The sequence below is a fragment of the Bacteroides sp. AM32-11AC genome (assembly GCF_003603515.1).
GTDB classification, from domain to species: domain Bacteria; phylum Bacteroidota; class Bacteroidia; order Bacteroidales; family Bacteroidaceae; genus Bacteroides; species Bacteroides uniformis.
Genome location: NZ_QTNH01000034.1, coordinates 470 through 977 on the forward strand (window position 1 = coordinate 470; position 508 = coordinate 977).

At 35.0% G+C, this 508-nt stretch carries 1 protein-coding gene; it reads left to right on the plus strand.

What is annotated here, in order from left to right; genetic code table 11:
- On the plus strand, nt 1-396 hold a 396-nt coding region (locus DW800_RS19440; protein WP_207814347.1), incomplete at its 5' end, for a pyocin knob domain-containing protein.
- Nucleotides 397-508 lie beyond the last annotated feature (112 nt).

Genomic DNA, 508 nt, shown 5'->3' on the forward strand with positions numbered 1-508 from the left:
TGGAGTATCCATTTTCCTACCCTATCCTTTGACCCTCAAAAATACAAAGGTATGATAGAGAAGGTAAACATAAGTCAAGCCTTGAACAGCTTATCTGTTAAGGATGATGCAGATTTTTTCTATGGGGAAACAAGTAGTGAACCGGTGAAGATTAAGAAAAGCGACCTTAATTTGCAAATGAACAAAGCAAATATTGTTAAAGATGGAGACTTAAACAACCTTGTAGAAGCTGGAGAATATAGCGTATGGAATAATGTGGCAAACATTCCAACTAATAGCTTTTATTGGGTCAAAGTTATAGGTTCAGCTGATTTTGTACAAATAGCAATATCCTTTATCGACCTGAAAGAGTATAAGAGGTCACGAGTCAATGGTGTTTGGACTCAATGGAAATGATTTTTACTACTAAATAGAATATTTCCTAATACATTCTTTTTCATTCGTATCTTCTGACCCTCAAAAATACAAAGGTATGATGGAGAAGATTGATATTACAGCCACGGGAGTA